This is a genomic window from Actinoplanes sp. NPDC049548, from assembly GCF_040676695.1.
Taxonomy (GTDB): Bacteria; Actinomycetota; Actinomycetes; order Mycobacteriales; family Micromonosporaceae; genus Actinoplanes.
Genome location: NZ_JBFAPM010000009.1, coordinates 282,949 through 293,185, shown reverse-complemented (window position 1 = coordinate 293,185; position 10,237 = coordinate 282,949). Strand labels below are relative to the sequence as shown.

Genomic DNA, 10,237 nt, shown 5'->3' with positions numbered 1-10,237 from the left:
GCCACCTTCCGCAACGGCTCCTGCAGATCATGCGACGCCACGTACGCGAACTGCTCCAGATCCCGGTTGGACCGCGTCAGCTCGTCCGCCTGCGCTTCGATCTGCTGGCGCGCCTCGCGGACCTCGGCCAGCTCCTCGACGATCCTGCGGCGCATCGCGTCGACGTCCCCGGCGAGGCCGGTGAGCTCGGGCGCGCCCGTACTGTGGATCCGCCGGTCGTAGTCGCCGTCGGCGACCTCGCGCACCTGCGCGGCCAGCTCGGTCACCGGCCGGCTCACCAGGCGGTCGAGCAGCAGCATCAGGGCCATGGCCACGACGAGGACCAGGACCGCCGCCATGATCTCCAGGGTCAGGAAGACGGATCCGCTGCTCTTGGCCCGCTCCGCCGCCACGTTGCGGGTGGCTAGGATGTCCTGCTGCAGCTGGGCGAGGGCCTGCCGCAGCTCGTCGAAGCGGCTGCGGTCCGCGGTCAGGGTGACGCCCGGCGCGGCGGCCGGCCCGTCCCGGCCCACGGCGGTGATGAGCGGCTCGGCGAACTCGCTCCGCCATCGGTCGGCGCCCTGCCGCACCAGCGTGATGTCCCGGCCGATGGCGGCGCTGCCGGCCTCCGCACTGAGCCCCGAGAGCAGGTCCAGCAGGCGGGTCTCATTCGTGCGCCCACGCTCGTACGCGACCAGGTCGGCGCGCTCGCCGCTGAGGGCGTACCCGCGAACCCCGGTCTGCTGATCGAGATAGGCCGCCGTCAGCTCCTGGCCGGCGACCCGCATCGGCCCGGTGCGGTCGAGGATCACGTCGATGTTCTCGTTGGTCCGGGACGCCGTGACGGTTCCGGCGATCCCGACGAGCGTCAGCAGGGTGCCCGCCGTGACGAACAGCGCGGACACGCGGCGGCGCAGCGTCCAGCCGCCGATGTTCAGAAGGCCCACCCACGCGGATCATAGTCGCCGGCCGCGAGGCGGTGAGAAAGTTCGATGCCAATTTGGGCCCGTGGGTTCCGCTGAACCCCTTCGTCACTGCATGCTGATCGAGGGGGCACGATGAGTGAACACAACCTGCCACCACACGTCCTGACCGAGATCGCCAGTCCGATGCGGGACTCCCGGCTCATGGGCGTCGGCGAGCTGGCCCAGCTGGCGACGAGCGCCGACCTCGCCGTGGCCGCCGACGCCCGGCTCGCCCTGCAGCACCTGACCGAGGACGACAGCCGCAGTGTCGCCGCAGCCGCGGCCGCGGCGCTCGGGCGTACGGCGGTACGGATCGAACCGGAGCGCGTCGACTTCGGTCAGGTGGCTCCGGGTACTCCGCCGCTGGTCGCGGACGTGCTGGTCGACGGGCCCCCGCTCGCCGTCGCCACCGCCGCGCTGACCGTCTCGGGACCGGGCCTGCGGGCCGCGCTGCAGGGCCGGCGGCTGCGCATCGAATGGCAGCCGCGCACCGACTGGCTCGACGGGTCGGTGACCGTACGCGGCGCGGCCGGGTGGGCGGACGTCCGCGTCACCGGCCAGGTCGTGGCCACCGGTGTGTCGCTGGCCGACCTGGAGGAGCAGCTCGAGGCCGAGGCCGGCGCCGGGGGTCACGCCGCGGCACGAGTGACCGTGCTTCCGCCGCCCGCGCGTCGGCGCACCGGCGCCACGGTGCTAGTCGGCAGCCTGACAGCGCTCCTTCTCATCGGCGGCGCAGGCGTCGCGGTAGCCCTCACCGGCCGGCTTCCGCTGCACCGCGCGCCCGCCTCCGCCCCCGTGGCGGCGCCGACGGTCACGCCCGGTCCGCCCTCCGCCACAGCCCCCCGCGCGCTGACCACGGCCGCGCCCGCACCGACCGGCCTGGCGCGCCTCCCGCTGGCGTTGCGCGCGGCAAGCATGGCCAAGCCGTCGGTCATCGGCACCGTCCGGGTCGGCGCGGAACCCGAGGGCGTGGTGGTCTCCCCCGACGGCCGTACGGTCTACGTCGCCGACCAGGGCGCCCGCGTCCTGTCCGTCGTGGATGCCGCCACCCGGCGCGTGACCTCGGTGAAGCTGCGCAACACCCCCCGCTTCGTCACCACGTCGCGCGACGGCCGCCTCGTCTTCGTGTCGATGTACGAGAACGACAAGTCGGGCAGCGGCGTCGCCGTGGTGGACGCGGCCGGGCGCAAGGTCGTGCGGTACCTGGCCACCGGCAGGCAGCCGTACACCCTGGCGGTCGGCCCGGACGACCGGCTGTGGGTGCCCATCCACAGCGAGGGCCGAATCGAGATCCACGAGACCCGGGGCGTGCAGCGGGCGGACGCCCGCGTGACCGTGCCGCCGAACCCGCACGCCGTGGCGTTCTCGGCCGGCCTGCGGCGCGCGTTCAGCGCCAACCACGAGTCGAACGCCGTCGCGGTGATCGACATGCGCACCGACCGGCTGCTCCAGTCCATCCCGGTCAGCCGCGCCCCGCACAGCGTCGCCGTCTCACCGGACGGCCGGACCGTGCTCGTCGCGGGCTACGAGGCCGACACCGCCGACCTCATCGACGCGTCGACGCTGCGGCGCACCGGACCCCTCCCCGTGGGCAGCAAGCCGCAGAGCGTGGCCTTCGCCGGGGACGGGCGGCACGCGTACGTGGTCAACGAGGGCAGCAACACCGTGTCCGTCCTCGACGCGCGTACCGGTGCGGTGACGGCGACGGTCCGGGTGGGCCGCAGCCCGCGTACGGTCGCAGTCTCGCCCGACGGCCGCCTGGCGTACGTGACCAACGGCGACGACGACACGCTGTCGGTACTGCGAGTCGCCGAATGACCCCCGCGGCGTGGATCGCGCTGGCGATCACGGTGTCCGGGGCGTTCAGCTACGGCGCCGCGTCGATCCTGCAGGCGGTGGCCGCCCGGCGCAGCAGAGGCACCGTGCAGACCATGCGCCACCCGCTCTACCTCGCCGGCATCGGCTGCGACATCTTCGCCTGGGCCGGCTCGATGGTCGCCCTGCGCGAGCTCGCCGTCTACGTGGTCGAGGCGGTCCTGGCCGGTTCGCTGGCCGTCACCGTCGTCGCCGCCCGGGTGATCCTCCGCTCCCGCCTGCGCCGGCGCGACGTCGCCGCCGTCATGGTCGTCGTCGGTGCGCTCACCGTGCTGGCGATGTCCGCCGGACCGCAGCGCGACGTCATCGCCACCACCGAGCTCCGGCTCGGCTTCTGCGCGGCGGCCGCAGCCGTGGTCCTCGTCGGCTGGGGCGCGACCAGGTCCGGCTCCCCCGGCGCGGTCGCGGCTCTCGGCGGACTGTGCCTCGGCGGCGCCGCCCTGACCGGCCGGGCCCTCCCGTCGGCACCGATGGACATCGCGACGGAACCGCTCACCGCCGCGCTGCTGACCTTCGCGGTGACCGGCATGATGCTGTACGCCCACGCGTTGCAGATCGGCCAGGTAGGCCCGGTGACCGCCGTCCACTGGACCGCCGAGGTGGTCGCCCCGTCCGCCGTCGCCCTGCTGCTGCTCGGTGACACCGTACGGTCCGGCTGGCACCTGCCCGCCGCCGTCGCGGGCGCCCTGACCATCGGCGCGGCCGTCGTGCTGGCCACCGCACCCGCCACCGGCGCCGCCCTGCACGCAACCCCCGGGACCGCCCGGCCGGTGGCCGCCGGCAGCGGCGAACGGGTCATCTGGTGGGGCCCGCCACCGATCTGGATACCGCCGGGCCGGGCGGCCGTCGCCGTCCTGACCTCAGCGTCCCGGGCCGAGCTGACCTGGACTCCCCCAGCCGCGCTCCCGGTGTGGACGACGCCTCACCCCGCGGACGCCGACTCGGTGGAGGCACCACGGCCGGTGCCCCCGGCCCCGGTGCCCCGACAGCCGGCCCCGGTGCCGTCGGCGCACCGCGGCCCCTGGCACGACCTGTGACCCTTACTGCAGGGCGTTGCGCAGGAGCCGGCGATGGCGGGCGATCCACGAAGCGCTGCGTGCCCGCCACGCGATCCCCACAGAACCGGGTAGCCGTCGCCGGCGACCGCGGCGGTGCTGCACGCCGTCACGCCGTGCAGCAGCACCTCGGCGCGCGCGCTGTGCACCGCCACGTCGAGCAGCCGGTCGGTGAAGTCGCTGCGGGCGGCACGGCTGAGGCCGTACCCGTCGACGATCGCCGCCGCCTGACGGGCGCGAGTCGCGGCGTCCGGCAGCCCGTGCTCCTCGGCGATGTCGTCGTCGTGCAGCTGGGCGTTCAGCCAGGTGGTGGCGGCCAGCTCCCACAACGGGTCCACCGGCCCGGCGAACTCCCAGTCGATGAACGCCTGCGGCCCCGCGGCACCGGCGACGACGTTCCAGGGGCCGGTGTCACAGTGCCCGAACACCCGCTCCCCGCCGTCGAGGTGCCGCAGCATGGTGTCCTGCCACTGCGCGCCGCTGGGCGGGACGAAGGTGCTCGTGGCGTGGTGCAGATCCCGCAACAACTCGCCGACACGTCCCACCGTCTCGTCCGGCCAGGCGCGCGGGTGCGGGCTCGAGCCGGGGAGGTAGGTGACCGCGAGCCGGCCGTCCGCGGCGTACCCGTCACCGACGACCCGCGGCGCGCCCTGGAAGCCGGCTTCCTCGAGGTGCCGGAGGAGGGCGATCACGCCCGGGGCCCAGGGCCCGGCCTTCTTCAGCACCACGCCGTCGGCCAGCGCGGCGTCGGCGGTCCGGCTGCCGCTCCCGTACGTGGACAGCGGCGTCTCGTCATGACTCACCGCCCCATCCTCACCACCGCCGCCTTCCCGCGACACCGGTTAAGTGGCCGCCGGCTGACGCCGAGGGCGTCGGACGGCCTCGCGCCAGAGCAGGCCCGCGACGCTCGGGCGCACGTCGGTGGTGATGACGGCCATGGCCCGGCCGATCGACCGCGGGTCGGCCAGGTGCGCCACCATGCTCGCGGCGAGATCGGTACGGGCGGTGAACAGCCCGTCCGCGACGTCCTCGGCGACCCGGTACCGGGTGACTGCCGGATGGTCGAACAGGCCCGAGGGCCGCGTGATCGTCCAGTCCAGCCCGCTGTCGCGGACCAGTGCCTCCATGCGGCGCATGTCCTCGTGCGTCGTGCGGCCGAGCCGGCGGTTGATCAGCGGATCGAGCACGGTCGTGAACAGCGGCTCTCCGGTCGGGCGCCAGCTCGGGTCCATGACGCTGGACGTGATCGTGATGAGGCGGCGCACGCCGTACCGATGCATGGCGGTGATGAGCGCGGCGGTGGCGTCCGAATAGAGGGTGACCGGCTTGGGGGTGAGGGGCACCCCGAGGCTCGAGAGGACGGCGTCGCGACCGGCGACGGCGCGGCCGACTCCGGCCGGATCGGTCGCGTCGGCGGTGACCACGGTGAGCCCGGGACGCGCGGCGAGGGAGCCGGGGGTGCGGACGACGGCGGTGACCTCGTGGCCTGCGGTGAGGGCCTGGGTGACGAGCTCGCGGCCGGTGCGGCCGGCGGCTCCGAGGATGACGGTTCGCATGGGGGTTGACGCTGCCCGACGCCGGACCGAGTATTCAACCGTGTTGAATAAAGGGCGCGGCCGGCCGCGCGGCAACCCCGACACGAAGGCTCGCATCGCGAGGGTCGCGCGCGACTTGTTCCTGGAACGCGGCTACCGGGGCACGACCGTACGCGCGGTCGCCTCCGCGGCCGGCGTCGACGTGGCGCTGATCAACTATCACTTCGGCTCGAAGCAGGGCCTGTTCGGCCGGTCCCTCGACCTGGTCTGCCTGGATTCCGCCGCGCTCGACCGTGCCCTGACGGGAGACCGTGCCGGCCTCGCCGACCGGCTCCTCACCGCCGTGACGGCCCTCTGGGACGCCGGCTCGCCGGCCCGCAACCGTCTGGCCCTGCAGGATGAGGACACGATGCGGGCCCTGCGCGGCTATCTGGAAACCGAGCTGCTGAGCCGGATCGCTGAATTCCTCGGCGGCGCGGATGCGACCCGGCGAGCCACCGCGGGGGTCGGCGTGATCGGTGGGCTCATCTTCACCCGCTACCTGAGCCCGCTGCGGCCCGTCAGTGAACTGTCCGCCCAGGACGTACGCGCGACCTTCGGCCCGGCTCTTCGTGCCGCGCTGCGTGCCCGCAGCGCCTCCTCGGCGTCAGCCTGACGTGCGCGGGTCGAGATGCCGGAGGAGGGCTGTCACACGGGGGCGCCATCGACCAGCGCGGTCTCGACGTCCAGGACGACCACCTTCTCTCCCCGGTAGGAGTCGAGTTCAGGCATGATCCAGGACTCCCCTTCCCGCATCTGGTGGAACCGGAACGTGGCGTTCGTGTCGTTGACCGCAACGATGCAGCGCACCGGGCTGGGTGGGTCGAGCGTGGAGACCAGTCGGCCGAACTCGAGCGCGAAGGCGCAGCCGTGCACCAGCAAGATTCGTTGGTCGCCGTCCGAGATCAGCGGAGCATCATCGACGATGGCGACGTCCACCGGGACGAAGTCCTCGATGTGGAACGAGCTGTCGGCGCACTCCCAGGCTGTCAGGTTCTCGAACGACGACGGCGCACTTCCGGCGTCTGCGACCGAGTCGGCCCAGGTCAATACCGCGCCCCTGCGGCTGAGGCCGCGGTCCAGACGCTGCTGCAGACCCGTCGCCAGACCACCGGCTGGTGCCGGACATCGCAGGGCACCGCTCAGGCCGAGTGCCTGGGCTGCCGCGTCGTTCACCTTGAGCGTGAGCATCGGACCGGGGTCAGCCGGCGGCCAGCGCCAGGGACGCGGTGTCGGCGCGCTCGAGGACCCGCCAGGTCACTCCCGCGGTGGCAGCCAGTGCCGCCGCCTCGGTCAGGCTCCGGCGGCCGGCGTCGTCGGTGACCTCCGCCCGGCGCAGGTCCACCGTCAGCGACCGGGTCGGCAGGTCGTGGATCGCGACGCTCAGCAGCGCGCGGACGTCACCCGCGGAGAGCACGTCGACGCGGCCCTCGACGCAGACCCAGCGCTGACCTTCGACGGCAGGCAACACCGTGATGGCGTAAGACATGTCCCCGACCTCTTCCTGCCGCAACGTTCCGCCGGAGCAGTCAAACAACGCCACCGTTCATCCGCTGTTAGCTCCATCGCATCGCCCATTGAATGTGTTCAACGCGACACCCGCGACAGATTTACGCCGGCCTCATCGGCAGGCCCGGCCACGAGGTCGTCCGGGACCGCCGGGGCCGTGCGGAGCTGGTCGAGGCGGACCAGGGCGATGCCCGCGATGATGAGCGTGCCGCCGATGCCCTGGACGACGCTCGGCAGCTCGCCCAGCACCAGCCAGGCGATCAGGACCGCGAACAGCACCTCGGTCAGCCCGACGAACGAGGACAGCGCGGCACCGAGGAGGCGGGCGGCCGCGATGCCGGTGACGTACGCGACGACCGCCGCGATCAGCGAGAGGCCCGCGACCGGCGCCAGCCAGCTCATGGTGTGGCCCGCGAAGTCGACCGTCCCGAACGTCGCGTCCAGGGGCAGGGCGCCGGCCACGCCCAGCAGGACCAGGATCGCCGCGCCGAAGGCCATGCCGCCGCACGCCAGGGCGATCGACGGCAGCTGCGGGTCGACCCGGGCCGACAGGACGAAGTAGGTGGCCAGGCCCACCGCGGCGACCATGCCCCAGAGCACGCCGACCGGGTCGATGGCCGCCCCGCCGATGATGTCGAGGACCAGGATCAGGCCGGCGACCGCGACGGCGGCGCCCGCGATGGTGAGCCTGCGGGGGCGCTCGCCGTGCCGGGCCCACATCCAGAGGACCACCAGCACGATGCCGGAATACTCGAGCAGCAGCGCGACGCCGACCGGCAGGTAGCGGACCGCGTTGAAGAATCCGAGCTGGGCGCCGCCGACGGCGAGGAGGCCGAAGAGGCCCACGTTGCCCAGGGACCGGCGCAGCACCGCCCAGCGCCCGCGCAGGGCCACGGCCGCGGGCACGGCGAGCAGCAGCGCGGCGATGCCGACCCGGACGGCGACCGCGGCGTCGGCCGACCAGCCGGCGTCGATGAGCGAGCGCGCGAAGGTTCCCGAGGTGCCGAAGGTCGCCGCGGACAGCAGCGCCAGTCCGAGGCCGGCGCCGGCCGGTCGGGGCGATCCCATGAGACCTCCAGATGTCATGAGCAAAGCAGTACTATGCTCATGACGCTAGACCGGCCCATGTCAGGAGTCAATGTGGTCTTCGCCCATGACACGGAGGTGGCGCTGATCGCGGCGGCCGCCCTGGTCAACACGGTCGGCCGGGGCGGTGAGCAGCTGCCCGACGTGGCCGCGCTGGACGCCTTCCTGCGGGCGTACGACTGGACCGGCCGGCGCGAGGGCAGCCGGGCCGAGCTGCGGGACGTGCAGCGGCTGCGCCCCCGCCTGCGCCGGCTCTGGGAGGCCGGCGAGGTCGAGGTGGTCGGCATCGTCAACGCGCTGCTGCGGGAGTCGCACGCCCTGCCGCAGCTCGTCCGGCACGGCGACTGGCCGTACCACCTGCATGCGACGCCGCAGGACGCGCCGCTGGCGACGCGGATGGCGGTGGAGGCCGCGATGGCCTTCGTCGACGTCGTGCGCGACCGGCAGCTCGACCGGCTGCGCCTGTGCGACGCCGCGGACTGCGACGGTGTCGTCGTGGACCTGACGCGGAACCGGTCCAAGCGCTTCTGCGACACGGGGTGCGGCAACCGTGCGGCCGTCAGCGCGTACCGGGCCCGGAAGGCCGCCGCTGCCAGGGAGCGACGAACGTCGATAGCCTGACGGGTATGGCTGAAGTGATGTCCCGTCGAACTCTGCTGCGCGCGGCCGCGGGAAGCGCCGCCGCCGTCGCGACCGCCGCCCACGCCGCACCCGCCACCGCCGCACCACCGGCCCTGCGCGAGCTCGAGGAGAAGATCCAGGCCGGCATGGCCCGGTACGCCATTCCCGGGGTCGCCCTCGCCCTGCTGCACCGGGGCCGCGAGTACGTCCGCGGCTTCGGCGTCACCGACGTCGGCAACCCGTCCCCGGTGGACGGCGACACCGTCTTCCGCGTCGGCTCGACCACCAAGACCTTCACCGGTACGGCGATCATGCGGCTCGTCGAGCGCGGCCGCCTCGACCTCGACCGCACGGTGCGCAGCTACCTGCCCGGCTTCCACACCGCCGACCCCGCCTCGGGCCGCGTCACGGTGCGGGAGGTGCTCAACCACAGCGCCGGCTGGCTGGGGGACTTCTTCCTCGACACCGGCTCCGGCGACGACGCGCTCGCCCGCTATGTCGCGGCGATGGCCGGGCTGCCCCAGCTCACCGCGCCCGGGACGACCTTCGCGTACAACAACGCGGCGCTCGCCCTGGCCGGGCGGCTGGTCGAGGTCGCGGCCGGGATGCCGTACGAGCGAGCGATCCGCACCCTGGTCACCGACCCGCTACGACTCAGGCACAGCGCGTTCTTCCTGGACGAGATCCCCGGCGCCGAGGTGGCGGTGCCGCACGACATCGGCGCGGACGGCACTCCGGTCGCCCAGCCGGCCTACTTCGCCATGCCGCGCAGCATCCACGCGGCCGGCGGCCTCATCTCGAGCGCCCGCGACCAGCTCGGCTGGGCCCGGTTCCACCTCGGCGACGGCCGGGCGCCCGGCGGTGCCCGGATTCTCAGCCGCCGTTCGCTGCGGACGATGCAGTCGCACCCCGGGCCGGGTGGCACGCTCTTCGTGGAGCTCGACGGCGCAGGCGTGACCTGGATGCTGCGCCCGACGGCGGAAGGGCCCAAGGTGGTGCAGCACGGTGGCGACTGGGCGGGGCAGCACTCGGGCTTCCTCATGGTTCCGGAGCGCGGGTTCGCGCTCACCGTCCTGACCAACTCCGAGGGCGGTCCGGGGCTGCTCGCCGAGCTCTTCGCCGACGACTGGGCGCTGCGCCGCTTCGCCGGCGTGCGGAACCTGCCGGCGGTCCCCCGCCGGTTGCCCGCCGCGGTCCTCGCCGGCTACGAGGGTCGCTACTCGGCCACCCAGATCGGTTTCGACGGTACGCCGGTCGACATCGAGCTCGAGCTGGTCGCCGACGCCGGGCAGCTGAGCGTACGGGTCGAGGGGCAGGAGGGCCTGCGGCTGGCCTTCTACCGCAGGGACTACGTCCTCGTGCTCGAGCCCAGCGGCGCCGAGACGCACAGCCGCGCCAACTTCGTGCGGGGCGCCGACGGCAGGGTGACGTGGTTGCGCTTCGGCGGCCGGTTGTTCCGCCGCGGCGAGGCACCGGCGGCACGACGGGCCGCAGTCGGCCGGACGCTACCCAGGCCCTCCACCCTCCCGTATCCCATGGGGGTGTGAGAGGCTCCGCATCGGCCGAGATCAGG

At 73.7% G+C, this 10,237-nt stretch carries 11 protein-coding genes; 5 read left to right on the top strand and 6 right to left on the bottom strand.

Features of this window, described 5'->3' with window-relative positions; translation table 11 throughout:
* Positions 1-926 (bottom strand): CHASE3 domain-containing protein (locus AB0J80_RS20350; RefSeq protein WP_364706958.1); only part of this gene is annotated, 926 nt, incomplete at its 3' end.
* A 111-nt stretch (positions 927-1,037) separates the two neighbouring features.
* Between AB0J80_RS20350 and AB0J80_RS20345 the strand changes: the two genes are divergently transcribed.
* Entirely contained in the window at positions 1,038-2,762 is a 1,725-nt protein-coding gene (locus tag AB0J80_RS20345) for a YncE family protein (protein ID WP_364706955.1), read from the top strand.
* The gene (locus tag AB0J80_RS20340) at positions 2,759-3,856 is read left to right on the top strand and encodes a hypothetical protein (RefSeq protein WP_364706952.1); all 1,098 of its coding nucleotides are present in this window, start codon (positions 2,759-2,761) and stop codon (positions 3,854-3,856) included. Before AB0J80_RS20345 ends, AB0J80_RS20340 begins: the two co-directional genes overlap by 4 nt.
* Here the strand turns inward: AB0J80_RS20340 and AB0J80_RS20335 are convergent.
* Both AB0J80_RS20335 and AB0J80_RS20330 read right to left on the bottom strand, forming a co-directional pair.
* The gene (locus AB0J80_RS20335) at positions 3,742-4,677 is read right to left on the bottom strand and encodes an aminoglycoside phosphotransferase family protein (protein WP_364706950.1); all 936 of its coding nucleotides are present in this window, start codon (positions 4,675-4,677) and stop codon (positions 3,742-3,744) included. The genes AB0J80_RS20340 and AB0J80_RS20335 overlap by 115 nt on opposite strands.
* A gap of 39 nt (positions 4,678-4,716) precedes the next feature.
* Complete coding sequence (locus AB0J80_RS20330) at positions 4,717-5,430, bottom strand: NAD(P)H-binding protein (protein ID WP_364706947.1); 714 nt, start codon at positions 5,428-5,430, stop codon at positions 4,717-4,719.
* Positions 5,431-5,470: 40 nt separating this feature from the next.
* Here AB0J80_RS20330 and AB0J80_RS20325 point away from each other — a divergent pair, with 40 nt between their 5' ends.
* Positions 5,471-6,064, top strand: coding sequence for a TetR family transcriptional regulator (locus tag AB0J80_RS20325; protein ID WP_364706944.1), 594 nt, complete (start codon positions 5,471-5,473; stop codon positions 6,062-6,064).
* Between the two features lie 32 nt (positions 6,065-6,096).
* Here AB0J80_RS20325 and AB0J80_RS20320 read toward each other — a convergent pair whose 3' ends face one another.
* The 3 genes from AB0J80_RS20320 to AB0J80_RS20310 form a co-directional block, all read right to left on the bottom strand.
* Positions 6,097-6,639, bottom strand: coding sequence for a hypothetical protein (locus tag AB0J80_RS20320; RefSeq protein ID WP_364706942.1), 543 nt, complete (start codon positions 6,637-6,639; stop codon positions 6,097-6,099).
* Positions 6,640-6,649: 10 nt separating this feature from the next.
* Positions 6,650-6,937: a hypothetical protein gene (locus AB0J80_RS20315; RefSeq protein WP_364706940.1), complete on the bottom strand. Its 288-nt coding sequence runs from the start codon at positions 6,935-6,937 to the stop codon at positions 6,650-6,652.
* 98 nt (positions 6,938-7,035) lie between these two features.
* On the bottom strand, positions 7,036-8,025 hold the full coding sequence (locus tag AB0J80_RS20310) for an EamA family transporter (protein ID WP_364706937.1): 990 nt from the start codon (positions 8,023-8,025) through the stop codon (positions 7,036-7,038).
* 72 nt (positions 8,026-8,097) lie between these two features.
* Here AB0J80_RS20310 and AB0J80_RS20305 point away from each other — a divergent pair, with 72 nt between their 5' ends.
* Together AB0J80_RS20305 and AB0J80_RS20300 are read left to right on the top strand one after the other, a co-directional pair.
* Complete coding sequence (locus tag AB0J80_RS20305; RefSeq protein ID WP_364706994.1) at positions 8,098-8,664, top strand: CGNR zinc finger domain-containing protein; 567 nt, start codon at positions 8,098-8,100, stop codon at positions 8,662-8,664.
* Between the two features lie 17 nt (positions 8,665-8,681).
* Positions 8,682-10,211, top strand: a complete 1,530-nt coding sequence (locus tag AB0J80_RS20300) for a serine hydrolase domain-containing protein (RefSeq protein ID WP_364706935.1) — start codon at positions 8,682-8,684, stop codon at positions 10,209-10,211.
* Positions 10,212-10,237 lie beyond the last annotated feature (26 nt).

Coding starts and splice junctions, on each gene's coding strand:
- AB0J80_RS20315 (WP_364706940.1), bottom strand. CDS start 6,937: ATGTCTTACGCCATCACGGTGTTGCCTGCCGTCGAAGGTCAGCGCTGG.
- AB0J80_RS20310 (WP_364706937.1), bottom strand. CDS start 8,025: ATGGGATCGCCCCGACCGGCCGGCGCCGGCCTCGGACTGGCGCTGCTG.
- AB0J80_RS20320 (WP_364706942.1), bottom strand. CDS start 6,639: ATGCTCACGCTCAAGGTGAACGACGCGGCAGCCCAGGCACTCGGCCTG.
- AB0J80_RS20340 (WP_364706952.1), top strand. CDS start 2,759: ATGACCCCCGCGGCGTGGATCGCGCTGGCGATCACGGTGTCCGGGGCG.
- AB0J80_RS20300 (WP_364706935.1), top strand. CDS start 8,682: ATGTCCCGTCGAACTCTGCTGCGCGCGGCCGCGGGAAGCGCCGCCGCC.
- AB0J80_RS20330 (WP_364706947.1), bottom strand. CDS start 5,430: ATGCGAACCGTCATCCTCGGAGCCGCCGGCCGCACCGGCCGCGAGCTC.
- AB0J80_RS20345 (WP_364706955.1), top strand. CDS start 1,038: ATGAGTGAACACAACCTGCCACCACACGTCCTGACCGAGATCGCCAGT.